The organism is Streptomyces sp. 796.1, from assembly GCF_047525675.1.
Lineage (GTDB): Bacteria > Actinomycetota > Actinomycetes > Streptomycetales > Streptomycetaceae > Streptomyces.
In genome coordinates, this window is the sequence record NZ_JBLIWA010000014.1 from 17,063 (window position 1) to 41,624 (window position 24,562).

Consider the following 24,562-nt stretch of genomic DNA (forward strand, 5'->3'; position numbering starts at 1 on the left):
GTACCCCCCCCCTCGCACGGTGCGCGTACCTCCTCGCACGGTGCGGGAGCGGGGCACCCGCGGGCCGGGGGCCAGGGTGGGCGCTGCCGCGGGCTCTAGGTCGATGCCAGTCGGCTTATGCCCGGTGCGCCGACGACCGGGCGCTGGATGTTGCTGGTGGCTGGACGAGTTCATGCTGCCGGTGGCACTTGGTGGTACGAGGCGGGGGCCATGCTGGCTGTGGGCTCTCCGTCGACGCACCGGGAAGGGGCCCCTTGGCCGGTGCCGCGGGCACCGGCCCTGCCGGCAGCACAGGCTACGGTTCGCCGATGCCACCGACTATCTGTGTACGGGCCCGGCTGCTGCTCTTTAGGCGTCAGTCGGGCAGGGGCACGCGGATAACGGGGTCGAAGGGGCGTTTGTTGAAACCGGTTCGCACGTTGCGGCACTTCGGTGCCTCGCACATGAAGTACCCATCGACGTTCTTTTGGCCCGTTCGGCTCTTGAGCCATGCCTTCTCGTCGTCGGTGAGGGGCCGGTGAGGTTCGTCGGTGTCGCAGGTGTAACAGAACTTGATGCCTGATGGCACGACGGTCTCCCTTAGCGGGCGGATAGGCCGAAAATATGAGCCTACGCGGGCAAGTTGGGCCGCCCATAGGGGACAATCGCCCGTCTCCCGGGGGCCCGAGCCGCCGTGGCGGGTCGAAGTCCGGCGGCGAGTCGGTCGACAACGCGCATGGTGGTGTGCAAGTCCTCGGGGGTGCCACCGCGCGTGCCCGGGCCGTCGAGCTCGCGGAGCCGGGCCGTCTGGCCGTCCTTGATGCCCGCTGCGATGCAGACCTTGTGGGTGCGTTGTGCGTGGAGCGCGCCGGGAAGTGCGGCCTGCTGGACGGTCAACGCCCCCTCGGTGCGGCCCTTCGCGCCAAGTCTGGCTATCTGGAGCCCGGTCCAGGCCCGTCGGCGATGCCGTGCCACGGACCCGCTCCCCGCTCTGCCGCGAGACGCCCGCACCAGATACGGGCGACGGTGCATCACCCGCAGGGCGGTCCCTGTTCCGGCGGCAGAACCCCCTTCAGCTTGCCCACCCCACCAGAGAGCAGTACGAAGGGATTTCGCCCACCGTTCGCAAGCCGTCCCCCCGGGCAGAGGAGTCCTGTTCGGCCGGGGCCGGGAGCCTCGGGCCGGCCGCCTTGCCCATGACAACTTCAAGGATGGACACCAGTGACCGCATCGACTGCTCGTCGTCGGCGCCCTGTTCTTTCCCGACTCCTCGTCGCCGCGCCGCTCCTGGCCGCGGGCGTCCTCACCTGCGCACCTGCGGCGCAGGCGAGGGCCGCGGCGGACGACATCCGGATCAACGAGGTCGTCACCACCGGTGACGTCAACGACTCGATCGAGCTGCACAACAAGGGCACCGCCACGATCGACGTCTCGGGTTGGGTCCTCAAGGACGACGACAAGAGCCACTCGTACAAGATCGCTTCGGGGACCACGCTGGCTCCGGGAGGGTTCCGGTCCTTCGACGTCAGCGGCAAGTTCGGCCTGGGGTCCGACGACGAGGCCCGTCTCTACCGCGCCGACGGCAAGACCCTGGTCGACAGCTTCGCCTGGAGCAAGCACTCCGATCCGTCCTGGTCACGCTGCGCGGACGGCACCGGGGCCTTCAAGAAGGTGGCCACGGTCACCCTGGGCCGGGCGAACGGCTGCGGCAGCGGCGGGGACGGTGGCTCGGTGACGCCGGTGGCGTGGCCCGGTGGCAGCAGCGTGGCGACCGCGGACGGCTCCAACGTGTTCGGCGAGGACCTCAGCGGGCTCTACCAGGACAACGGCGTGCTGTGGGGCGCGCAGAACAGCGGGAAGCTGTGGCGCCTGGTCCGGGACGGGTCCGGCGGCTGGAAGCCGGACACCGCGAGCGGCTGGTCCTCCGGCAAGACCCTGCGCTTCCCCGGCGGCTCTGGCCACCCCGACAGCGAGGGTGTCACCCTGACCGGTGCGGGCTCGACCGGCGGGGCGTTCGTCGCCAGTGAGCGCAACGGCGATGCTTCCGGCACCAGCCGGCTGTCGGTACTGAAGTACGACGTCAGCGGCTCGGGTTCGTCGCTGACCGCCGCCAGGGAGTGGAACCTCACCTCCGACCTGCCCTCGACCGGCTCCAACCTCGGCTTCGAAGGCATCACCTGGGTCCCGGACACCGCGCTGACCGGCGCCGGCTTCAAGGACGCCTCGACGGGCGCGGCCTACGACCCGGCCCGCTACGGCGCCCACAGCGGCGGCGTGTTCTTCGTGGGCGTCGAGGGCACCGGCACGATCTACGGCTACGTCCTGACCGACTCCGGCGCGTACACCCGCGTGGCATCGTTCAGCAGCGGCCTGTCCAATGTGATGGAACTCCAGTGGGAACCGCAGACCTCGCGCCTGTGGGCGGTGTGCGACGACACCTGCGACGGCCGGCACCACACGCTGAAGATCAACAGCAGCGGCACGTTCGCCACCACCGCCGTCTACAACCGGCCCAGCGGCATGCCGAACTACAACAACGAGGGGTTCTCCCTCGCCGGCGCCAGCGAGTGCGTAGCCGGGTCCAAGCCCGTCTACTGGTCCGACGACGCCAACGACGGCGGCCACGCCCTACGCCGCGGCACCATCACCTGCTGACCCGGCCCCCGCATCAGCCTGAGCACGACCCCCGGTCCACGACCCACGGGAGGTGCTCAGGCCGGTTCCAAGACGGCGTGCGTCGTCCCGCCCGCCCTCGACGGTCCCTGACCGTCGGGGGCGGAGTCGTTCCCAGGCCGGGGGCGAGCCGGCCGATCTTGTGGCCTCCTGCCCCCACACACACAGCGGACCTCGCCCCCCATGCCACTACCGTGCAGGGCACACGCCCACCACCACGGCGCGGCCGTTCGACCAGGGCAGTCCTCAGTGGACGGGCAGCCGACCGCGCTGGGACGGCAAGGCCGTTCACCAGCCGCATCGAGCCCGGTGTACAGCCGACGGCACTCGGACCCGCAGCCCATCCGGCCGGCACACCCGAGCTCAGCGCGTTGCCCTATGCCCTGACGGAAGCATCCAACCGGGGCGAGGATCTTCACCACACACGTGGGAATCGCGGGCGCCGGAAGAACGCACGCGCCTTGCGGCTGATTGTTGCGTGCATGACCATACCCCCATGGTGAATCCGACGGGCACATCCCGGCGCACCCTCCTGACGACCACCGCGGCAACCGCCGCCGTAACCCTCGCCTCCACCGGCGCAAAAGCCGCGGGAAAGCCGGGATCGGGCGGCCCGCAACCGCCACCGCCGGAATTGCGGGCGCTGCTTCAAGAGATCGATCACCGGCGCATCGAGGCGACCGTGCGACGCCTGGTCGCCTTCGGCACCCGGCACACCCTCTCCGCCCAGGACGACCCCGTCCGCGGCATCGGCGCCGCCCGCGACTGGATCCTGGCGCGGATGCGCGCCTACGCGCGGGCGTCCGGCGGACGGATGACCGTCGAGCTCCAGTCGTACGTGCAACAGCCCGCCCCCCGCATTCCCACCCCCACCCGGATCTCCAACATTGTCGCCACCCTGCGCGGCACCACATCACCCGACCGCATCTACGTCGTCTCCGGGCACTACGACTCGCGCGCCAGTGACGTCATGGACCACACCAGCGACGCGCCCGGGGCCGACGACGACGCCTCCGGAGTGGCCGTCGTCATGGAACTCGCCCGCGTCCTGGCCACCCGCCGCACCGGCGCCACGCTGGTCTTCGCCGCCGTGGCGGGTGAGGAGCAGGGCCTGTACGGAGCAACCCACCTCGCCCAGAGCTACCGCGAGCAACAAGCCGACGTCCAGGGCATGTTCACCAACGACATCATCGGCAGCTCCACCGCTGACGACGGAAGCCACGACCCCCACACCGTCAGGCTGTTCGCCGAGGGTGTGCCCACCTCCGAAACCCCCCAGGAAGCCGAGGTGCGACGCTCGGTCGGCGGCGAGAACGACTCGCCCTCGCGCCAACTCGCCCGCTTCGTCCAGGACGTCGCAGGGCCCGAGGTGACCGGACTGGAAGTCCGCGTCATCTACCGCCGAGACCGCTACCTACGCGGCGGCGACCACATCCCCTTCCTCGAACGCGCCTACCCCGCAGCCCGGTTCACCGAACCCGCCGAGGACTACGCCCACCAACACCAGGACGTACGCGTCGTCGACGGCAAGCAGTACGGGGACCTGCCCGAGTTCTGCGACTTCCCGTACGTCGCACGCGTCGCCCGTGTCAACGCCGCAGCCCTGTGGAGCCTGGCCCAGGCCCCCGGCACCCCACGCGGCGCGAAGATCCTCACCGCAGACCTGACCAACGAGACGAAACTGGTGTGGGAAGCCGGCCCCGAGCCCGACCTCGCCGGCTACGAAGTGGTCTGGCGCGAGACCACCGCCACCGAATGGACCCACGCCACGCCCGTGGGCAACGCCACCCACCACACCATCGACCTCTCCAAGGACAACGTCTTCTTCGGCGTCCGCGCCCTGAACCACGCGGGCCTACGCAGCCCCGTCGCCTTCCCCACCCCCCAACGCTGACCACTCCGCACACCTGTCGTGGGACACCGACGCCTCCAGTGCTACGAGACAGACACCAAGGCTTCCGGTGTGTGCTGGAGCAACCCCCAGCACACACCGGAAGCCCTTACCAACAAGCGGCGTCGCCCCCACCTCCCAGTGCGGCACCACCCCCACACCCATCACGCCCCGTACGCCCCCGCCTGCAAGGCATACAACTCGGCGTACAGCCCCTTCCCCGCCATCAGTTCACCATGGTCACCGCTCTCCACGACCCGACCGTCCTTCAGGACCACGATCAGGTCAGCCATGCGCACGGTCGAGAAGCGGTGGGAGATCAGCAGGGTGACTCGGCCGTCGGCCCTCCCCTGGTGGGCCTCGGTGGCGATTCTGTCGAAGAGGGCGCGTTCGGCGCTCGGGTCCAGGCTGGCCGTCGGCTCGTCATAGACAGCGAGCAAGGGGCGGTCACGCATCATCGACCGGGCCAGCGCGAGCTTCTGCCACTGCCCGCCGGACAGTTCGACGCCGCCACGCCAACCCGCCCCGAGCGGCGTCTCAAGCCCCTCCGGCAACTCCGCCACGAAATCCGCCCCGGCACCCGTCAGGGCCGCCCGCACGGCCGCAGCGTCCGCCATCCGGTCCAGGTCGCCCACCCCGACGTTCTCGCGCACCGACAACTCCCAGCGCGTGAAGTCCTGGAACACCGCGGTGAGGCGCTCGCGGTAGGCGTGCGATGGGAGGTCAGTCAGGTCGGTGTCGTCGAGCAGGATTCGCCCGCTTCGACCACGATCCAGACCAGCCCGCCCAACACCACAGCCGCCAACGTGAGGCCAGCGACGACCGGGCGCCGCGGCAACGGGCCGATCACCCCGGTCATCGAGCGGCGCCAGGCGTCGAGGAACCGATCGGCCAAGAACCAGGAGAGGCCGAAGACCCGCACCTCCTTGGCCGCGGCGGCCTCGACACCCAGCGCGTAGAAGTACTCAAGCCGTCGGGCGCCCTCGCTGTCGCCGTAGTGATGTGCTGCCTCAACCCGCGAGGCCGCCTTCTCCTCGTACGCCGCCCACACCGCAGCCACCAGCAGGGCAACCCCCAGGAACACGTGGAACCCGGCCACGAACACGCACACACCGACCAGGGTGATTCGCCCTGCGACCAGACCGCCCACTGTGAAGACGAGCTTGCCGGGCCGGCCCCAGCCGCCGCGGAACGTCTCGCGACCGACGCCGATCAGGTCGACCGTCGCCGGATCCTCCAAATGAGCAGTCCCGGCCGGGGACATGACCGCCCGCATCAACTCCCGCTGCAACAAGGCGTCCACGCGGTTACCCAAAGCAGTGGCCGCCGCAGTGCGCAAGGCGGTCGTCACCCACAACAGCAGGAGCACCAGCCCGGCCAGAACCGCCCAGCCGACCGTCTGGCGCCCCGGAGAGGAAGCGATTCCCTGGGAAGCCGTTTCGGGAACCGTCTCGATCAGGGCCCCGATCACCCATATCAGAGCGAGTGGAACGACCGCAGCGAGCAAGACCGTACCCAGCACAACGGCGCTGAGGCCACGGCCGGCCCGCCAGGCGATCTGGAATATGCGCCCGTATTCATGCGTGCCTCTCCGTGGCGGCCCAACCGCTCTTTCCGAACGACGGCCCCTTTTCCACCTTGCCACTCCGAGACTCCCCTAGATCGGCGGGACGGCACCAGATTCGATCATCATCTCGCTCGTCACGCCACTGCCTTGATCGCGGTACGGAGCTGCAAGGATGCCGCGCGGCGCGGTGTCGGCCGGTGCCGTCGGCCGTCGGACTGGCCGGGTATTTAACAAGGTTGTCACGGGAGTTTCACACTGCCGGATCGACCGAATGCGGGTGCCTTATGAAGTCGCACACTCGCCGCCACCAAAGGAATCCGACCCGTGGGAAGGGCGTATTTCATCAGGGGTTCGCCAAAAGGGGTTCGCCCAAACGTCCGGCTGCCCCTGAGCGAACCTCCGGGGGGAACCTCTGGTGCACTCTTTGAAACACACCCGGAATTCACCGACCGGAATGTCCCCGAGCCTGCTCGGCCCGTTCGCAGAGCACCCCCGGTAACCTCACGCAGGCACCTCAGGCCACCTGACGCCCGCTTCAGCAAGGGCTAATGGTCGCCGGCGCCGCCGGTGTCTGCCAGGAATTGGCGCGCCACTTCCGTGAGAGGGTGGTCGACGCCGTAGAGGCGTTCCCGGTCGGCCAGTACGCGGGTGAAGAGGGTCGTGGCCGTTTCGGTGTCGCCGGCCAGTCGATGGGCGTAGGCGAGGTTGCAGCGGGCGGTGACGGTCTCGGAGTGGTCCGGCCCGTAGACCCGCTCGTAGGCGGCGACAGCCTCGCGGTGGAGGGTGATGGCCACCTCCAGGTCGCCCAGGTCACGATGGGCGCTGGCGAGGTTGGCGCGGGCGTTGATGGTGTGGGGGTGGTCGGGGCCGTGCAGGCGCTGCATGTCCGTCAGGTTCTGCCGGTGGAGGTCCCGTGCTTGTGTCAGGTCGCCTCGTAGCGCGTGGAGGTAGGCCAGGTTGGCGCGAGCGACGAGGGTGTCCGGGTGGTCGGGGCCGTGGACGCGTTCGTGGTCGGCCAGGTTCTGCTGGTGCACGGGCGTGGCCGCTTCCAGGTCGCCCGCGGCCCGGTGGGCGCTGGCGAGGAAGCTGCGGGCGGTGAGCGTGGCCGGATCGTCCGGGCCGTGGAGTTGGGTGTGTAGGTCCACGGCCTGCTGGGCGCAGGTGATGGCGGTGCTGGTGTGGCCATCACCTTGGAGGTACGCGGAAGCTGCGACCAGCAGCCCTGCCGTGTGCGGGCCCTTCTCGTCCTGCGGGGTCTGGTCGGTCAACGCCCTGAGGTGGGGCAGGAGTTCACGCCACCTGGGCCAGCCGGGGACGTTGAAGAGCGGGTTCTGGGGCAGTGCCCGTTCCAGCAGTAGGGTGGCTCGCTCGCGGGCGGTGGTGATGGCCTGGCTGGTGCGCTGGGAATCGGCCGGGTCGGGGGTGCGCGCCACGGCCTGGACCAGGCGGTGGACGGTCACGGTCTGCCGGGTCAGGGTGATCATGCTGTAGCCGTGCAGCAGGGCCAGGGCCTCGTCGACCGCGAACGGGTCCTCGCCCAGGACCTCGTGCACCCCGCCCAGGACGTCGCGCGGCAGCGGATCGGGCGCGTACCAGGCGAGGAGTCGCAGGAGGTCCCCGGCCACGGGCTGCTGGGTGGTGATCGCCCGGAGGGACAGTTGCCAGATCCTGGCGACGGTGCGCTGGTCGTCCGCTTCCCGACCGGTCGCCGTGGCGGCGTACATCCGGCCCGGGTGGCTGCGGAGACGCTCCAGGTACGTGGCCGGGCTGATCGCCGTGGACTCGATGTAGGCGGCGGCCTGTTCCAAGGCCAACGGAAGCTGCCCCAACTCCTCTGCCAGGCAGGCCAGTGCGTGTTCTTCGTCGGGTCCTTCGGGCTCGATGATGCGCATCAGCAGCTCCACCGCGGCGTCTGCGGGCAGGGTGTCCAGCGGGAGGGTTCGGGCCAGGCGGCGCCAGCCGGTGGCGTGCCGGCTGGTGATGAGGTACCGCCCCGTGGCCACCCCCAGCACGGGAGCCAGGTCCCGCGGGGAGGCCGCGTCGTCCAGCACCAGGAGCCAACCCTGATGCGCCTGCAACCAGCCCAGGGCCCACCCGGCCCGCTCGGCGCTGGTCGCCGCGGCCAGCACGGGGTGGGGGGCGAGCCTGGTCGCGAGGTCCGCGAGCCCGTGCGTGAGGCTGGAGGCGGAATCCGCGCGGAGCCACCACACCAGGTCGAACCGGTCCCGGAGCCGGTGGGCGACTTCCAGGGCCAGCGCGCTCTTGCCCGTCCCGCCCAGGCCCTGCACGACCAGCGGCTCCGCCGGGCCGGCCCCACCCAGTGCCGCCATCAGGGAAGCTTGCGGATCGACCCGGTCGACGAAGTCCGGGTTGGCCGGCGCGGGCAGGTTGGTGGTCCCGTGTGGGGCCGACACGTCGGCGGGCTGCCGTGCGGCTTGCGCCGGCAGGTGGAAGGTGCGCGCGTCGATCGTGGCGTGGTCACCGGTGGAGACGACGCCGCTGTTGGTCCCGACGGCGACCGCCCGGGTGCCCGATGCCTCCGCCCCCGTCCCCTCGTTCATCGCTGGATGGTGGCGCCGTCGCCCGTACTGATGACGCCGTTGTTCGTCTCCACGGCGACGGCGCCGGCACCCGAGGCGGTGAAGGAGCGGGTGGGCAGGAGTTGCGCCAGTTCGGCGGCCAACTCGGCGTCCTGTCGCAGGATGCGACGCACCTGGACGCGCAGGGCCGCCTGGGCGTCGTCGTCCTGGGGGGCGTCGGCGACCTCCTCGATGGCCTCTTCCAACCCGCCCCGGCTCTCCTCCCGGCTCCACAGCCGCTGCACGATCCGCTGCCCCAGCGACACCGTCGCGTCGGCGGCCGTATCGGCGCTGCGGGTGACGACGGCCGTCCCGTACGCGGCGACGGCGGCGGTGACGTACGGCACCACATCGTTGGCAACGGTCAACGCGTCCACGGCGATCTCCCTCTGTCAGTCACCCGAGCATGCCATGAGGACGCCGTATGGGTGGCGCAGTGGGTGGAGGGGCTGGGGGTCGGGGCAGGCCAGACCGGCGGTACCAGGCCGATGGTCAGGCCCGCGGTGTCGGCCGATACCCGAAGCCGCAGCCCCAGCCGACACACTCCCCGTGCCGCCAACCCCCGTGCGGAAGAGACCAGTTGGGCTGCTCAGCAGAGCCGGGAGCGCGGAGGCGGGGAAGGGGACAGGGGGTGAGGCAGATGGTTTCTCCCGCACCATCATCGGTGCGTCGCTGGCGACTGGGGGTACACCAGCGAAGCTAGCTGGAGCGTCAGCCCCATCCGCCTCACTCGGAGTTAGAGATCAACTCCTTCATGGTCGAGCACCTTCACGGCTACCGCCCACAGCGCCTTCGCACCGAGCGCGACAGCCAAGCGTGAAGCTGCCTTACGTAACCAGCCAGATCTCACCTGGTCCGGTTCCGAGTTGACCATCCCTGCCACCTCATCTCATGAGCCGGGGCCCACACGGATGACGTGGGCCCCCAGTGCCGACGTCCGTCCGCACATCCGAGGCCCCGACCCTGCCTTGAGATGAGGCTCCCTCAGATTAGTGACTTGGCTCGACACGCTCCAGCCCTTCGGGGCCGCCCACAGCCATCTGTGACCCGCTTCACGCGCACTTAACCGTGGGCGCGGATCGCCCCTCAGCGCGCGCACCCGAGCGTCCGCGGCAGCCATCGACCGCAGGGGCGGGCCGGCCACAGCAGCCCGACGCACTGCCTGGGTGTGTCGCCCCCAGACGACGCACGTCCTGGTGGGGCGCCGCTGACCTGCCCAGACTCGGTGGAACGGAAGGGGCCGCACCCTACGGGGAGACGGACCCATCGCGGCTGGTTGAGCAGTCCCACCGGGCAGCCAGCCGGACGGACGGCGAGCAAGCCGACCAGCGAGCAGCCGAACAAGCAACCACGACGACCAAAGGACCACCCCATGACGGGACAACGACTTGCCGGCAAGGTTGCGCTGATCACGGGCGCGACCGGCGGACTCGGTACGGCGACCGCCGAACTCTTCGCCCGTGAGGGCGCCCGGCTCGTGCTCACCGACATCACCGAAGGCCCGCTCCATGACCTGGCCCAGCGGATCGGGGCAGGCGGCTCGGAGGTCGTCGCCGCCCGCCTGGACGTCTCCTCCGCGCGGGAGTGGGGCGAGGTGGTCACCCTCGTGCGCGACCGGTTCGCCACGCTGGACGTGCTCGTGAACCTCGCCGGCATCGTGGACTGGCCGGGCATCGAGGACACGCGGGAAGCGGACTGGGACCGCGTCGTCGACGTGAACCAGAAGGGCACCTGGCTCGGCATGAGGGCGGCGATGCCGCTGCTGCGGGCGAGCGGCAACGCGTCGGTGGTCAACACCTCGTCGGTGCTCGGCCTGGTGGGCAGCGGCGCGGCTGCGGCCTACCAGGCGTCCAAGGGAGCCGTACGCCTGCTCAGCAAGACCGCCGCGGTCGAGTACGCCCGGCAGGGGGTACGGGTCAACTCGGTGCACCCCGGGGTGATCGCCACGCCGATGATCCAGGAACTGCTCGACGAGCAGGGAGACCAGCAGCCGGACATTCAGCGCACCCCCATGCGCCGTGCCGGTCGGGCCGACGAGATCGCACCCGCGATCCTCTTCCTGGCCTGCGACGACTCCTCGTTCGTCACCGGCTCGGAGCTGGTGGTCGACGGCGGGCTCACCGCGCACTGAGCTCGGCGGCACCGCGCCCACTCCCCCAACCCTTACCCGCTCCCGACCCCGACCCCGATACCGACCCACAGACTTTCCAACCCAGCCCGACCCGCGCCCCACTCGCTGCAACCCACCCTGCCGCTACCCCATGCGGTCCAACCCAACCCGCCCGCTGCGTACCCCGCTCCCACCCTCCGGTCACCGTCCCACCCACCTCACCCCAACCCACCAACCGCAGACACCCGTCACCCTCCGTCATCAACCATCACCCGGCCCCCTCACCGCCATCTATTACCAGCCGCCACCAGGAATCCGCCAAATCCCCCACCCACCGACCCTGCTTTGCTTCGGCAACATTGCAGGATCATGGCAGGACCCGGAAAAACTTGGCATGACCATCTATTAGGGATCAAGCTGGCGGAGCCTCCTCGCGGGGCCGTTCCGTACTCGTACGTTCCAGAAAGTCCCACCACACATGTACTTCACCTGTCTCCCCGGCGCCGTCCAGGCGCGTCCCGCTTGTGTGGTGAGGGGGCGGTCCGCACCATGCGCTATGTGATGCGCAAGGCGGGCGGCTGGCTGGTGATGATCGCTGTCGCAACCAACGCGACGTATTTCTTGGCCAGCTTCTTTCTGGACCCGCGATCGAACTACAAGGAGTTGCGGCCCGTCCGCAGCGAGGAGCAGATCGCCCGGGCCCTCGCCCCGTACAACCTCGATCCCGGGGTGCCGCTGGTGGAGCGGTGGTGGAACTGGCTCACCTCGGTGGTCCTCCACTTCGACTGGGGCACGTCGCCGACCGGTGTTTCCGTCAACGGTGAGATGGGTTACCGCGCCCTCGTCAGCGCCCAGCTCGTCGTCACGGCGACCATCCTGTCCGTGGTGATCGGGGTGGCACTCGCCGTGTACACCGCCGCGCGCCAGTACGGTCCGGCCGACCGGATCTTCCAGGCGATCTCCATCACGGTGTTCAACATCCCGACCTCCGTCGCCGCGTTGGCCGTGGTCTTCGTCGCCATCTGGTTGAACCAGCACGCCGGGTTCGACTTCCTGTACGTCGCCGGGGAGAACTCACCCAACGTCGAGGGGCTGTTCCCGACGATCGGTGACCGGCTGCTGCACCTGATCCTGCCGACGTTGACGCTGACCCTGATGGGTTACGTGGGCTACCACCTGACCCAGCGCTCGCTGCTGCTCGACACGATCAACGCCGACTTCGTGCGCACGGCCCAGGCCACCGGTCTCACCCGTGCCAAGGCCGTCCGCCGGCACGCCCTGCGCGCCGCGCTGATCCCGACGGCCGCCTCCGTGGCGTTCAGCGTGCCCGGCATCTTCACCGGGGCCATCGTCACCGAGACGATCTTCGGTTGGAACGGCATGGGCCGCTACTTCATCCAGACCATCGGCAAGAACGACGTGCACGGAGCGGTCGCGGTGGCCGCGTTCGCCGCGGTGCTCACCGCGATCGGCGCGATCCTCGCGGACATCGCCACGGTCTTCCTCGACCCGAGAGTGCGGGTGAACTGACATGGCGACCACAACCGACACCGTCCCCGCCAAGACGTCCAAGGGCCACGGCCTCGGCCGGCTGTACCTGCGGCGCTTCCTGCGCAACCGCCTCGCGGTCGCCGGGGTCGTCATCTTCCTGCTGCTGGTGCTGTTCAGCCTCTTCGGCGACCTGTTCACCACCTACCAGCACACCGACACCGACTTCGCCGCGCTCACCCAACCACCGAGCGACGTGCACTGGTTCGGCACCAACCAGGGTGGCAACGACGTCTACGCCAGTGCGGTGCACGGGCTGCAACGCTCGTTGGTGATCGCCGTGAGCGTGTCCGTACTGACGATCATCGTCGCCGCGATCATCGGCGCGAGCGCCGCGTACTTCGGTGGCCAGGTGGAGCGGCTGACGCTCGGCCTCATCCACTTCCTGTTGATCGTGCCCTCGTTCCTGATCCTCGCCCTGATCTCCAACCGGGTGGCGGGCGACTGGCGCGTACTGATCATCGTGCTGACCGTGTTCGGCTGGATGTCCACCGCCCGCATCGTGTGGTCGGTCTCGACGTCGCTGCGCGAACGGGACTACGTGACGGCGGCGGAGTTCATGGGTGTGCACCCGCTCCGCATCATCGTGCGCCACATCATTCCCAACCTGGGTTCCCTGCTCATCGTCAACCTGACCCTGGGCGTCGTCGCGACCGTGCTCAGCGAGACCGCGCTGTCCTTCCTCGGGTTCGGCGTGCAGACCCCGGACGTCTCCCTCGGCACGATGCTCGCCGACGGCGCGACCACCATCACCAGCGCTCCCTGGCTCTTCGCCTTCCCCGCGGGCCTGGTCGTGCTGCTGACCGTCTCGATGACCTTCATCGGTGACGGGCTGCGCGACGCACTCGACCCCACTTCAGTGACCGGCGCGGCGGGAGGCCGACGATGACGCTCACCACCACCGTGCGGGACACCTCGCCCACCCCCGCCGGCAGCACACCCGTGCTCTCCGTACGGGACCTGCGGGTCTCCTTCCCCTCCGAGGCCGGGCCCGTCGAAGCGGTGCGCGGCGTCAGCTTCGACCTGTTGCCCGGCCGTACCCTCGGCATCGTCGGCGAGTCGGGCTCGGGCAAGTCGGCCACCGCGATGGGCATCATGGGCCTGCTGCCGCCCACCGCCGACCTGCACGGTCAGGTCGTGCTCGGCGGGCAGGACCTGGTCGGCCTCGACGACCGGGCCCTGTCGCGGGTGCGGGGCAAGTCCATCGGCATGGTCTTCCAGGACCCGCTGTCGGCGCTGACCCCCATCTTCTCCGTGGGCAGGCTGCTCGCCGACGCGCTGCGGGTCCACCAGGACCTGTCGAAGAAGGCCGCCTGGGAGCGGGCCGTCGAACTGCTCGACCTCGTCGGCATCCCCGACCCGCGCAACCGTGCATCGGCCTTCCCGCACGAGTTCTCCGGCGGCATGCGCCAGCGCGTGGTCATCGCCCTGGCGATCGCCAACCGGCCCGCCGTGCTGGTGGCCGACGAGCCCACGACCGCGCTCGACGTCACCGTGCAGGCGCAGATCCTGGACGTGCTGCGGCTGGCGCAGCGCGAGACCGGCGCCGGGCTCGTCCTGATCACCCACGACCTGGGGGTGGTGGCCGGCCATGCGGATGACGTGGCCGTGATGTACGCGGGCCGGTTCGTGGAGAAGACGGACGTCCACTCCCTGTTCCGGCGGCCGACCATGCCCTACACCGCGCGGCTGCTGGCCGCGGTGCCGACGGTGGACGGTGGGGTGCGCCGTCCGCTCGTGCCGATCGGTGGGGAGCCGCCCGTCCCGTCCGACCTGCCGGCCGGTTGCCCCTTCGCAAGCCGGTGCGCCGTCGCGCTCGACGCGTGCCGCTCCGACGAGCCGGAGCTGCGTGAGGTCACCGGGCACGGGCACGTCGCCTGCCTGCGCGCGGCCGAGATTGCCGACGGCACTCTCGATCCGCGCGGGGACCTGGCCCCGGGCGAGGGTACGGCAGGGCCGGGCCGCTCGTCGGGCGGCGAGGTGGTGCTGCGCGTCGAGGACCTGGTGAAGACGTTTCCCGTCACCAAGGGGGCGTTCATCAAGCGCCGGGTCGGCACGCTGCACGCGGTGAACGGCGTCAGCTTCGAGCTGCGGGCCGGCGAGACGCTGGGCCTGGTGGGTGAGTCGGGCAGCGGCAAGACGACGACGCTGATGGAGATCCTGCGGCTGCGGCAGCCCGAGGGCGGCCGGATCGAGATCGCGGGGCAGGAGATCGGCGCGGCCGGCGGCAAGGGTGTCGCGGCCGGGGGTGGGGCGTCCCCCGCCCGCGGTGAGCGGCGCACCCTGCGGCACGACGTGCAGATCGTCATGCAGGACCCGCTGGGTGCCCTGGACCCGCGGCTGCCCGTCTACCAACTGCTCGCCGAGCCGCTCCAGGCGCTCGGGGAAGGACGGGAGGCGATCCGCTCCCGCATCCACGAGCTGCTCACCCTCGTGGGGCTCGATCCCGCGATGGGTGACCGGTTCCCGGCGGCGCTCTCGGGAGGCCAGCGCCAGCGCATCGGCATCGCCCGCGCCCTGGCCACGGACCCGAAGCTGCTCGCCCTGGACGAACCGCTCTCCGCGCTGGACGTGTCGGTACAGGCCGGGGTGATCAACCTGCTGGGCCGGCTCAAGGACGAGCTGGGACTCGCCTACCTGATGGTCGCCCACGACCTGGCGGTGGTCCGCTACATCTGTGACCGCATCGCGGTGATGTACCTGGGTCACATCGTGGAGATCGGTGACACGGAGACGCTGTTCTCCGACCCGAAGCACCCCTACACCCGGGCGCTGCTGTCGGCGATCCCGCTGCCCGACCCGGAGCGCGAGCGCACCCGCGAACGGATCGTCCTCCAGGGCGAGCAACCCAGCGCCACCAACCTGCCCAGCGGCTGTGTGTTCGTCGACCGCTGCCCGCTGTACCGCCTCGCCGACGCGGACGTGCAGGAGCGTTGTCGTACGGAGCGTCCCGCATCGCGGCCGGCGCCGGGGCAGGACGGCCACGCGTACGCCTGCCACGCGGTGTGACCTGGGCCGAGTGCCCCGGCCAAGGCCCGTCACCACCCACGACCCACCCTCATTTTCACCTCTTCACCCAACCCAAGGACGCTCTCCCATGCGCGCAAGACTGGCCCTGCCCGTCGCCCTCATCGCAGCCATCTCCGTCACCGCCACCGCGTGCCAGAACTCCACCAATGACGGCTCGGGTTCGGACAGCAAGGGCACCCCGTCCACCGCGTCGGGAGCCGCCGACTACAACCCGACGCCGTACGAGAAGATCAAGGACGGCGGTACGTACACGACGGTGGGGACGTTCGACGAACAGGGCAACCCGTTCAACGTCAACGGCACCCTCACCGCGAGCCGGGTGTGGGCCTGGTACAACGCGAACGCGATCACCTACTCGCCCACCGGCGACGTGCAGTACAACCCCGACTACTTCACCGACGTGAAGGAGTCCGTCGAGGGGGGCAACCAGAAGGTCGTCATCACCATCAACGAGAAGGCCACCTTCAACGACGGGACCCCGATCGACTGGAAGGCGATCGAGGCCACCTGGAAGGCCAACAACGGGTCCAACAAGGACTTCGCGGCCTCCACCACCGACGGCTACGACAAGATCACCAAGGTCGAGCGGGGCAAGGACGACAAGCAGGCCGTCATCACCTTCAAGGGTGTGTACCCCTTCTGGTCCACCCTGTTCTCCACCTTCCTGCACCCGAAGGCGGCGACGGTCGAGAACTTCAACAAGGCGTACGTGAAGAAGGCGCGCCCCGAGTGGGGCGCCGGCCCGTACACAGTCGCCAAGTGGGACAGCCACTCGGGCAACATCACCTTCGAGCGCAACCCGAAGTGGTGGGGCAAGAAGGGCAAGCTCGACAAGCGCACGTACGTCAACCTGGAGTCGGCCGCGGGCATCAACGCCTTCAAGAACGGTCAGCTCGACTACGTCTCCGCGGTCACGGCCGAGAGCCTGAAGCAGGTGAAGGGCCTCAAGGGCACCGAGATCCGTAGCGGCGGCAGCCCGTTCGAGTACTCGCTGCACTTCAACACCAAGTCGCCGCTCCTCGCCGACAAGGCGGTGCGCAAGGCGATCCAGGAGAGCGTCGACCGCACCCAGATCGCGAAGATCCAGTTCCAGGGCCTGGACTACAAGGAGCCGCTGCCCGGTTCGGCCGTGCTCTACAGCTTCCAGAAGGGCTACCAGGACAACGTCTCGGCCGTCCTGAAGTACGGGCCCGACCAGGCGAAGAAGGACCTCGACGCGGCGGGTTGGAAGGTCGGCGGCGACGGGGTGCGCGAGAAGGACGGCAAGAAGCTGGAAATCGGCTACACGCTGCTGGGTGACGGCCCGCTGGACAAGGCCACCGCCGGTGCGCTGACCGCGATGCTGAAGCCGGTCGGCATTCGCCTGGACATCAAGAAGGCCGACGACGCGGACTTCGCCAGCATCCTCAACGAGCGCAAGTTCGACCTGATCATCTCGGGCAACCGCTCCATGGACCCGTTCGGCATCCGGTACCTGTGCGACACCTACTGCTCCGACCGTGACTCCAACCTGACCGGGGCCGGGTCGCCGGAGCTGGACAAGGAGATCCGCGCCGCGGCGGACATCGCCGACCTCGACAAGCAGACGGCCGAGGTGAACCGGGTCGAGCAAAAGGCCCTCCAGGAGTACGCCCAACTCCCGCTGTTCAGCGGCCCGTCGACGTACAGCGTGAAGAAGGGCCTGGCCAACGTCGGCGCGACCATCTTCTACAGCCCGCTGCCGGAGACCGTGGGCTGGGAGAAGTAGGCAGCCGCCGCGGGCCACCCGCCCTGGCACGCATCCGGTCCGGGTGGGTGCCAGGGCGGGCTTGGTGAGAGCAGGGTGTCCCCGCCGGCCGGCTGCGTGTGCGGTGGCGGTGGGCGCGGGCGACATGCAGGCCAGCCGCCCTGGCCGGCGTTTCCGACGGGTAGTGGATGCCGACGAACGTCGCCTGTCCCACCCTGAGGACCGTCGAGGGTGCCTGCTCGCCGAGCGCTTCGCGGACCGCGGGCCCGCACTGATCCGCAGGCCAACGCCGGCGTACCCGGCGATCGTGCAGCCGCGGGCGGGCTGGTGCCCGGTTCCGCTCCATCCGCGGCGATCCACCCGCTCATCAATTGGCCGGCGCGCGCGGTGACACAGCAGCACTCGTCGTACGAGGCGACACGCCGATCGGTCCGGCCGCCCGGGGCGACTGGTGCCCCGCCCAGCCCACCACCGGCGGTGTCGCGTACGCAGTGGGCGGCCCGTGCGGTATAGCGGTGGGGCGGAAACCTGTTCGCGCACACCGGTGAGGAGCGCCCGTGTCCTACGACCGCAGCATCCGTCTCGACTCCGACTTCGACACAGCAGTCGCCGCGGTCCGGCAGGCCCTGGCCGACCAGGGGTTCGGCATCCTCACCGAGATCGACGTGCGGGCCACCCTCAAGGCCAAGCTCGACCACGACATGGAGGACTACCTGATCCTCGGCGCATGCAACCCACCCCTGGCCCGGCAGGCTCTGGAGGCCGACCGCAGCATCGGGCTGCTTCTGCCCTGCAACGTCGTCGTCCGCCGCGACGGCGACCACACGGCCGTCCAGGCCCTCGATCCGAACACCATGATCGCCCTCACCGGTCTACCCGCCCTCGGCCCCGTCGCCGCCGAGGCCACGGCCCGCCTGGACGCCGCCCTGGCCTCCCTCGGCGCCTGACGCCCCAGGCCGGCGCGGTACGGCTACCGCTCAGGTGCCGCGCGGGGCAGGCGACGTACCGCGGGGGCCGCGAGCGGCAGCAGGGCGATCACGACGAACAACAGGCCGGAGACCGTGGTGACCTGGTGCGCACCGAAGCCGTGGCCGAGCGGGCCCACCGCCAGCAGGCCGACCGGGATGGCCAGGTAGGAGAACAGGTCGTCGTACGCGGCGACCCGCGACAACACCTCCGTCGGTACGTGCTCGTGCAGGGAGGTCTCCCAGGCGATCGCCGAGACCGAGACGCCGACCCCGGCGACGAACGCCGCGGCGACCAGCCACGGCACGGAGAGCCGGGTGCCCAGGGCGAGCAGGGGGAGGGCGTTCAGCACGACTGCGAGCTGCCCCCACAGCAGGAAGCGCCGGACGGTGAGCCGGTAGAGGAGGCTGCTGCCGACGAGCATCCCGGCCCCGCGCACGCTGAGCACCAGGCCCCAGGTGGCGGGTGAGGACAGGTCGGCGGTCAGCCTCGGCCCCAGGACCTGCCAACTGCCCGTGTTGACCAGGTTCACCGCGCAGAACGCCAGGGTGACAGGCCACAACCAGGACGTGTGCCAGAACGCGTCCCAGCCCTCCCGCAGTTCGCGCCCGAGGTGGCGGGGGGCCGGGGAGGGGGCGCGGCCCGCGGGGGCGGGGATGCGTGCCAGGAACGCGGCGGCGAGCAGGTAGCCGAGCGCGTCGATGGCGATGGCCACCCCGCCGCCCACGGCAACCACCAGCACGCCCGACAGCGCGGGGCCGAACACCTTGGTGCCGTTCCTGACCGTGCCGAGCAGGGCGTTGGCCCGCTGGAGTTCCCCCTTGGCCACCAGCTCAGGCACCAGGCCGCGCAGGGCCGGCGAGGTGAACGCGCCCAACGCCCCGTTCAGTAGGCCGAGAGCTGCCAGGGACCATGGCGAATAGTGGCCGGTCAGGAGAAGCACGGCACTCGCGCCCTGGGTCAGCGCGGCGCCCAGGTGGGCGGTGACCAGGACCAACCCTCTGGGCAGCAGGTCGGCGACGACACCGCCGACCAGCAGGAAGCCGAGCATCGGCAGCATGCGCGCGGCCAGTACGAGACCCAGGTCGCCCACCTGTGCCGATGCGTCGAGAACGGCGAACGCCAGGGCCACCGGAGCCATGGAACTTCCCAACAGGGACACCGTCTGCCCGGCGAAGTACCAGCGGAAGCCTGGCCGTCGCAGAGGGGAAGCCGAGGAAGACGCGGTAGGAGGGACGGAGGGGACGGGGGAAGGATTGGTTGCTGTGGGCACCGGCCCGAGTATGGGGACGCTCCGGGCGGTGGCACTATTGTTTCGCCCGCTGCCGAAAGTTCCCATCGGGTGCCGACTCAGCCTCCCGCGAGGTGCCCCGGCCCGGTCTCCCGCGGGTGCCGCCCCCCTGGCCTCCCCACGACGAAGGACCGCATCCGTTGGTGTTGCTGCGCTTGGACTCCCAGGCCCTCGCACGCTCCCGCTTCGCGTTGTCGCCCCTCGCCGAGACGTTGGGCGCCGCCATGGCCCTGTCCCGACCGTGCACCGATCGCTGGCTCGCCCCCTGGCACGCCCGCCATCACGCGGCCTTCCAGGACCTGCTCGCGGCCGACCCGTTCGCCAAGGGCCTGGTCACCTTGGTCAGCTCGACGAAGTACCTGCCCGACCACGTGTCGCTGCCGCCGCCGGACGGGATGCGCACGCGGCTCGGCGACGAGCTCGCCCGGATGGCCTGCGTCCCCGACGACGTCGTCGGGGCGAGCCTGCGCCTGGCGGTCGAGGCGAGCTGGGAGCGGCACGACCTGGGCGCCTGGCTCACCGGCCACGACTGGGCGGCCCGCACCGCCGTACTGTTCCAGCGCGTCTGGGACGCGCACCTGGCCGAGGTCTGGCCGCGCCGTCGTGCCCTGCTCGAACGCGATGTCACCTACCGCGCCGGGCTGCTGGCCGCCTATGGCTGGCCCCGCGCCGTGGAGCGGATGAACCGGCACAGCGTCTGGGTCGGCGCGGACGCGATCCGGTTCAGCAGCCGGCCGGGGCACGACCGTGTCGTAGGCCCCGAGGGCATGTTGTTCGTCCCGTACACCGGCCTCGGGCGGGGCACCTGGCTGTGCGAGGGGCTCGGGCTGCCGTACGCGCTGGTCTATCCCGCCCGCGGCTCGGGTGACCTCCCATCTGCCGCTGCGCGCCCCCGGCAACAGGCCCTGGCCCGGCTCATCGGTACCGGCCGCGCCGCCATCCTGCGCGCCCTGGAGCACCCCGCCACCAGCAGCGAACTCGCCGCCGAGCTCGGTCTTTCGCTGGGCACGGTCGGTGGCCACCTGGCCGTTCTGCGCGAGGCGGAGCTCGTGGTCGGCGAACGCGCCGGTCGGCGGGTGGTCTACCGTCGCACCGCGGCGGGCGACGCGCTGGCCACCGGAGGGACGTCGGGGGCCGGGGCCGGTACGCACCCGTAGGAGAGGCCGCGTCCCGCAGCCGCCGCGCGGAGCCGCTTTCACCACCCGGGTGGAACCGCCTGGGTGGTACCACTCGGCGCAACCCACGATGCAACCCTGTGTACGAACCACCCACGCCTCCCCCGGTCCCCGCCCAGGTCAGCGGCCCCGGCCACCATACCCACCTGCCGCCGACCACCCGGCGGTGCCCGCGCGAACGCTGTGTGGGGGTGTGCACAAGAAGAGGGAGAAGGCCGCCGACGGGGTGGCTGTGGGAAAGGAAGGTTCGTGGCGACAGATGAGGAGCTGCTGACGCGCTCGGTGACCGACGCGTCGGCCTTTGAACCACTCGTGGAGCGTCACTCAAGGGCGTTGCACGGCTACTTCGCGCGCCGTGCGCCCGAGGCGGCGGACGACCTGTTGGCCGAGGCGTGGCTGCGGGCGTATGCGGGGCGCCACACCTACCAGGCGTCCCGCGGGCCGGCCAGGGCCTGGCTGTTCGGCGTGGCGCGCAACGTACTGGCCGCGCACTGGCGCGGTCGGGAACGTGCGCTGGGTAGCGTCGCCGTACTGGCCGGTGAGCCGAGCAGCGACCCCTGGCACGCCGTTGACCAGCGGCTGGACGCCGCGGCCGTCGCGCCCCTGATGCGCCAGACCCTGGCCGAGCTCCCGGCGGTCGAGCGAGAACTGCTGCTCCTGGTCGCCTGGGAGCAGCTCAGCCCCACCGAAGCCGCGACCGTCGTCGGCATCCCCGCGGGCACGGCCCGATCTCGACTGTACCGAGCCCGCACCCGACTGCGCACCGCGCTCGGCCCCGCCGCCCCGCTTTCGCTGACAGGAGACCTCTCGTGACCGAACAGGACACCGCCACCGACCGGATCGACGTGCTCGACTTCCCCGGCGCTGACCGGTTGCAGGCCGCCGGCCGGGTCGCCCCGCCATCGGCGGACGCGGTCGCCGCGGCACTGGCCGCGGTGCGCTCGGCGGCCGGCCGGGAACAGGGTGACCCGGCGGGTGCCGGGGCCGTGGTCGAACTCGACGCGCGGCCGGTGACCGAGCCCGGCTCCGTCCGGGCCTGGCGGCGTGGGCTGCCGCTGCTGGTCGCGGCGGCCGTGGCCGCGACGATCGCGGTCGGTGTCGCGTTCCCACCCTGGTCGGGCTCCGAAACCAGTCGGACCTCACCGGCAGCGGATCCGACGGCGACCGCGCCGTACTGGAAGGTGCGGACCCTCCAGTGGAGCCGCACCGCCAGCGGAGACCGGCAACCGGACGCCACGTCCGAGACGCTGTGGGTGAGTCGGGACGGCACGCGGGGGAAGCCGGGCAACCATCCGGTCCAGGACTATTCGCGCCGGGACATGGGTGGTACGGCGTACGTGATCTGCGGCCGGCCCATCCTCTGGGACGACCTGAAGAAGCTGCCCACCGACCCGTCGGCGCTCCGTGCCCGTCTGGTCGGGAAGGCCACCGGCGCGTCCGTCACCGAGGACCTGTACAACGGCATCGAGGAACTCCTCACCCGCTCCCCCGCCGAGCCACGGCTGCGCGCCGCGCTGTTCACCGTGCTCACCCGGCTCCCCGGAGCGCGGGTGAGCGAGCAGGTCAAGGACAGCACCGGACGGGTCGGCACGGCCGTGGCCATCGACGTGGACACCTGGCACCGACAACTGATCGTCGACGCCAAGGCGCACCACGTACTCGAAGCCACCGACACGGCCCGCAACAACGGTCTGGCCTGGGGCGATCAAGAGCTCCGCGCCGGGGACCTGCTGCAACGCACCACGTACGTCTCGGTGGGACCTGCCTGGCAGGCACCGGAGGTGGATCCCGTCACGAAGCCCTCCTGACGGGGGCCGGGGTGGTCGCTTCCGGTGTGGTGGGTGTGGCCGCGCGGTGGGTGTGACCGCGGGGGTGTAGCCGCGGGGTGGGTGTGGCCGCAAGGTGGTGTGGCCGCGGGGCGCCGCCGGGCCGGCTACGGACGCCGGAGTGTCGTCCGAGCGCCGCGGGCGGGCGGTGTCCCACCCCGTACGGGGTGCACGCATCGTCAACGCACCCTGCGCTGAGGGTCAAGGACATGGGCGGTCCGCGGTGCCATCGTGTTCAGCGCACCGCACCGGCCACGCCCTCCGGGCCGACTCGCATCTGCGCGCCGGCGCTGGTCGCGGTCGGGAATGCGGGTGCGTCCGTTCTCGTCGGTGGCGTGAGCCGCCATAAATCACAGGGGGACCATGATGTTGACGCTGCGGCACGCCGCCGTTGCCGGTACTGCTGCTCTGGTCATGGGGCTGGGCAGTGCACCGGCCCTCGCTCAAAGCCAGGACGGCTCAGCGAGCGGCGCGATATCGACCGCGGTGACCGCCGATCAGCAGGCGGAATCACTCTCCAAAGAGGTACGGCGCAGCATTCCCTGGAAGAAGTCGGGGCGGCATCACGTTCCCTCGTGTGCCCGGCACGGCAAGAAATACGAGTTCAAGGTGCGGCTCGACAACAGGTGTAGCCGTAGTTTCACCTACCACCTGGAAATCGTGCGCGGCCCGGACCGCTGTGTGACGGTGAAGCCGCACAAGTCGAGGTCGGCGGGCTGGCGGTACCCGGGCCGACTGGCGAAGGTCACCAACGGCCGGTCCAGCGGGCGCTGCTGATTCCCCTCGGGGCGGAGCCCGCCCCGCAGGTGAGGGACGGGCTCCGGGCATTCCCGGCGGCAGGTCTGGCCACCTGACAGTGAAGACGGCCAAAAATGCGACGGGCTGCCCGACGGCAAAATCCCGGCCGGGCAGCCCACTTCACCAAGTATGAACGGGAACAGCTAGCGGAACTTGCGCGTCCGCCGGCGGGCCATATCGATTACTGCCCAAATCCCCCCTCTGACACGTGAAGACGAGGAGTGTGATCGGCCCAGCCAGCGGCACGAGACCGAAGAACCACCACCAGCCACTTCGACCGCAGTCATGCATCCTTCGCACGAAAGCGCCCAGCAGGAAGAACCACAGGACTAGCCAACCAAGCAGCACGAAGGGGGAACCAAGGACAATGACCAGAGCAATGAACGGTATGTAGCAGAGAAGAGCGAAGAGCACGAACCACCAGTACTCGGCCCGGGAGGACCGCCCCCGCCAATCAGAGGCCCGGGTAAAACCGCGCCGTACCGCTTCCGAAAAACTGACCATCGCCCACCTCATTGTTGACATTGACGTCGAATGCGGTGAGCACCATAGCCAGCCTGACGGGGCCTCCGCCCCGCATGACGTGTACACCCCATGCATTCCAGCCAACCTCGCCGCGGCAGGCCGTAGTCAGGACAACAGCGGACGGGGGGCAGTGGTGAACGGCGCCGGGCCACGGCCCCGCCCCGCACGGGCCCCTGCACCCACCTGCCCCGCCAACACACAGCCGCCGCGCCATGGGGGGCTTCTTCTGACACACCCACAGCACGGCGGCGACCAACATCGTCAGACGTTCTTCCTTCAAACGCCGTCAGGCAGGCAGCGCAGCCTCGATGGCGGTGACGACCTCGGGTGCGTCGGGCTCGGTCTGCGGGCTGAAGCGGGCGCTGACGGTGCCATCGGGGGTGATGAGGAACTTCTCGAAGTTCCAGCGGATGTCGCCACTGTGGCCCGAGGCGTCGGCCGTGTCGACGAGTCCCGCGTACAGGGCGTGCCGCTGTGCTCCGTTGACGTCGGTCTTCTCCGTGAGGGGGAAGGTGACGCCGTAGGTGGCGGAGCAGAAGGCCGCGATCTCCTCGGCCGTGCCGGGTTCCTGGCCCATGAACTGGTTGCACGGCACGCCGAGCACGGTGAAGCCGCGCGGGGCGAACCGCTCGTGGAGTTCTTCCAGAGCCGCGTACTGGGGGGTCAGGCCGCACTTCGAGGCCACGTTGACCACGAGGACGGCCTTGCCGCGGTACTGGGCGAGGTTGGCGGGGCCACCGGTGAGGGCGTCGATCTCCACGTCGTGGAAGGACATGTTCACTCCAGGGTCTGTCGTCGGGCCGAACTGAGGGAGAGGTTACGGGGCTGCCGCCGCGCAGGGGCCGAAATCAGGGGCGTTCGACGGGCCCCGCTGCTTC

At 70.3% G+C, this 24,562-nt stretch carries 21 protein-coding genes; 12 read left to right on the plus strand and 9 right to left on the minus strand.

The features are described from left to right. Positions 1–355: 355 nt before the first annotated feature. Both ACMA1D_RS11830 and ACMA1D_RS11835 read right to left on the minus strand, forming a co-directional pair. On the minus strand, positions 356–568 hold the full coding sequence (locus ACMA1D_RS11830; protein WP_414723854.1) for a hypothetical protein: 213 nt from the start codon (positions 566–568) through the stop codon (positions 356–358). Positions 569–609: 41 nt separating this feature from the next. Next, a complete protein-coding gene (locus ACMA1D_RS11835) occupies positions 610–954 on the minus strand; it encodes a hypothetical protein (protein ID WP_414723855.1) in 345 nt (114 codons plus the stop codon). Positions 955–1,200: 246 nt separating this feature from the next. Here ACMA1D_RS11835 and ACMA1D_RS11840 point away from each other — a divergent pair, with 246 nt between their 5' ends. Both ACMA1D_RS11840 and ACMA1D_RS11845 read left to right on the plus strand, forming a co-directional pair. Continuing rightward, entirely contained in the window at positions 1,201–2,634 is a 1,434-nt protein-coding gene (locus ACMA1D_RS11840) for a lamin tail domain-containing protein (protein WP_414723856.1), read from the plus strand. 514 nt (positions 2,635–3,148) lie between these two features. Next, a complete protein-coding gene (locus tag ACMA1D_RS11845; RefSeq protein WP_414723857.1) occupies positions 3,149–4,546 on the plus strand; it encodes a M20/M25/M40 family metallo-hydrolase in 1,398 nt (465 codons plus the stop codon). A 161-nt stretch (positions 4,547–4,707) separates the two neighbouring features. Here the strand turns inward: ACMA1D_RS11845 and ACMA1D_RS11850 are convergent, their stop codons facing one another. The 4 genes from ACMA1D_RS11850 to ACMA1D_RS11865 all read right to left on the minus strand — a co-directional run bounded on the left by ACMA1D_RS11850 (position 4,708) and on the right by ACMA1D_RS11865 (position 9,066). Beyond that, on the minus strand, positions 4,708–5,319 hold the full coding sequence (locus ACMA1D_RS11850) for an ATP-binding cassette domain-containing protein (RefSeq protein ID WP_414723938.1): 612 nt from the start codon (positions 5,317–5,319) through the stop codon (positions 4,708–4,710). Continuing rightward, on the minus strand, positions 5,271–6,014 hold the full coding sequence (locus ACMA1D_RS11855; protein WP_414723858.1) for a hypothetical protein: 744 nt from the start codon (positions 6,012–6,014) through the stop codon (positions 5,271–5,273). Before ACMA1D_RS11855 ends, ACMA1D_RS11850 begins: the two co-directional genes overlap by 49 nt. 641 nt (positions 6,015–6,655) lie before the next feature. Further along, a complete protein-coding gene (locus ACMA1D_RS11860) occupies positions 6,656–8,671 on the minus strand; it encodes a tetratricopeptide repeat protein (protein WP_414723859.1) in 2,016 nt (671 codons plus the stop codon). Continuing rightward, complete coding sequence (locus ACMA1D_RS11865; protein WP_414723860.1) at positions 8,668–9,066, minus strand: hypothetical protein; 399 nt, start codon at positions 9,064–9,066, stop codon at positions 8,668–8,670. Before ACMA1D_RS11865 ends, ACMA1D_RS11860 begins: the two co-directional genes overlap by 4 nt. Before the next feature lie 995 nt (positions 9,067–10,061). Between ACMA1D_RS11865 and ACMA1D_RS11870 the strand changes: the two genes are divergently transcribed. The 6 genes from ACMA1D_RS11870 (at position 10,062) to ACMA1D_RS11895 (ending at position 18,050) form a co-directional block, all read left to right on the plus strand. Further along, entirely contained in the window at positions 10,062–10,820 is a 759-nt protein-coding gene (locus tag ACMA1D_RS11870; RefSeq protein ID WP_414723861.1) for an SDR family NAD(P)-dependent oxidoreductase, read from the plus strand. A gap of 528 nt (positions 10,821–11,348) precedes the next feature. Beyond that, the gene (locus tag ACMA1D_RS11875; protein ID WP_414723862.1) at positions 11,349–12,329 is read left to right on the plus strand and encodes an ABC transporter permease; all 981 of its coding nucleotides are present in this window, start codon (positions 11,349–11,351) and stop codon (positions 12,327–12,329) included. Position 12,330: 1 nt separating this feature from the next. Then, a complete protein-coding gene (locus ACMA1D_RS11880) occupies positions 12,331–13,236 on the plus strand; it encodes an ABC transporter permease (RefSeq protein ID WP_414723863.1) in 906 nt (301 codons plus the stop codon). Then, the gene (locus tag ACMA1D_RS11885) at positions 13,233–15,356 is read left to right on the plus strand and encodes a dipeptide ABC transporter ATP-binding protein (RefSeq protein ID WP_414723864.1); all 2,124 of its coding nucleotides are present in this window, start codon (positions 13,233–13,235) and stop codon (positions 15,354–15,356) included. The genes ACMA1D_RS11880 and ACMA1D_RS11885 overlap by 4 nt, the downstream gene beginning before the upstream one ends. Positions 15,357–15,444: 88 nt before the next feature. Continuing rightward, positions 15,445–17,124 (plus strand): ABC transporter family substrate-binding protein, encoded by a 1,680-nt coding sequence (locus tag ACMA1D_RS11890; RefSeq protein WP_414723865.1) that lies wholly within the window; start codon positions 15,445–15,447, stop codon positions 17,122–17,124. Positions 17,125–17,660: 536 nt separating this feature from the next. Further along, entirely contained in the window at positions 17,661–18,050 is a 390-nt protein-coding gene (locus ACMA1D_RS11895) for a DUF302 domain-containing protein (protein ID WP_414723866.1), read from the plus strand. A 23-nt stretch (positions 18,051–18,073) separates the two neighbouring features. Here ACMA1D_RS11895 and ACMA1D_RS11900 read toward each other — a convergent pair whose 3' ends face one another. Then, positions 18,074–19,408: an MFS transporter gene (locus ACMA1D_RS11900; protein ID WP_414723867.1), complete on the minus strand. Its 1,335-nt coding sequence runs from the start codon at positions 19,406–19,408 to the stop codon at positions 18,074–18,076. Positions 19,409–19,503: 95 nt separating this feature from the next. Here ACMA1D_RS11900 and ACMA1D_RS11905 point away from each other — a divergent pair, with 95 nt between their 5' ends. The 4 genes from ACMA1D_RS11905 to ACMA1D_RS11920 all read left to right on the plus strand — a co-directional run bounded on the left by ACMA1D_RS11905 (position 19,504) and on the right by ACMA1D_RS11920 (position 23,138). Continuing rightward, complete coding sequence (locus tag ACMA1D_RS11905; protein ID WP_414723868.1) at positions 19,504–20,517, plus strand: winged helix-turn-helix domain-containing protein; 1,014 nt, start codon at positions 19,504–19,506, stop codon at positions 20,515–20,517. A gap of 267 nt (positions 20,518–20,784) precedes the next feature. Continuing rightward, complete coding sequence (locus tag ACMA1D_RS11910; protein WP_414723869.1) at positions 20,785–21,348, plus strand: RNA polymerase sigma factor; 564 nt, start codon at positions 20,785–20,787, stop codon at positions 21,346–21,348. Beyond that, entirely contained in the window at positions 21,345–22,343 is a 999-nt protein-coding gene (locus ACMA1D_RS11915) for a hypothetical protein (protein ID WP_414723870.1), read from the plus strand. The genes ACMA1D_RS11910 and ACMA1D_RS11915 overlap by 4 nt, the downstream gene beginning before the upstream one ends. A 381-nt stretch (positions 22,344–22,724) precedes the next feature. Further along, positions 22,725–23,138 carry a hypothetical protein gene (locus ACMA1D_RS11920; RefSeq protein ID WP_414723871.1) on the plus strand — a complete coding sequence of 138 codons (414 nt, stop codon included), beginning with the start codon at positions 22,725–22,727 and terminating at the stop codon, positions 23,136–23,138. A gap of 141 nt (positions 23,139–23,279) precedes the next feature. Here the strand turns inward: ACMA1D_RS11920 and ACMA1D_RS11925 are convergent, their stop codons facing one another. Both ACMA1D_RS11925 and ACMA1D_RS11930 read right to left on the minus strand, forming a co-directional pair. Further along, positions 23,280–23,759 carry a DUF805 domain-containing protein gene (locus ACMA1D_RS11925; protein WP_414723872.1) on the minus strand — a complete coding sequence of 160 codons (480 nt, stop codon included), beginning with the start codon at positions 23,757–23,759 and terminating at the stop codon, positions 23,280–23,282. A 211-nt stretch (positions 23,760–23,970) separates the two neighbouring features. Continuing rightward, positions 23,971–24,459 (minus strand): glutathione peroxidase, encoded by a 489-nt coding sequence (locus ACMA1D_RS11930; RefSeq protein WP_414723873.1) that lies wholly within the window; start codon positions 24,457–24,459, stop codon positions 23,971–23,973. Between the last annotated feature and the right edge of the window lie 103 nt (positions 24,460–24,562).